This window comes from Streptomyces sp. P17, from assembly GCF_032436805.1.
In the GTDB taxonomy this organism is placed as follows: Bacteria; Actinomycetota; Actinomycetes; order Streptomycetales; family Streptomycetaceae; genus Streptomyces.
In genome coordinates this window covers 1-229 of the sequence record NZ_JAVRBF010001591.1, presented here as the reverse complement: position 1 = coordinate 229, position 229 = coordinate 1, and the positions used below count along the sequence as shown (strand labels likewise).

1 protein-coding gene is annotated in these 229 nt (G+C 47.2%); it reads right to left on the bottom strand.

The features are described from left to right. On the bottom strand, nt 1–229 hold a 229-nt coding region (locus tag RMT89_RS45770), incomplete at both ends, for a circularly permuted type 2 ATP-grasp protein (protein ID WP_315889656.1).

Here is a 229-nt window from a genome sequence, read left to right as displayed (position 1 = left end):
CAGGCCGGGAATGCCCAGTACCGAGTCAGGTCGGAATGCTAAAGGATCGATAAAGGTATCATCCACGCGGCGGTAGATCACATCGACTTGCCGTTTACCGCGTAAGGTTTTTAACCAGACTCTATCATCTTCAACAAAGAAATCATGGTTTTCCGCCAGTTCAACCCCCATTTGCTGGGCCAAAAAGCTGTGCTCAAAATAAGCAGAGTTATAAATTCCGGGTGTTAAC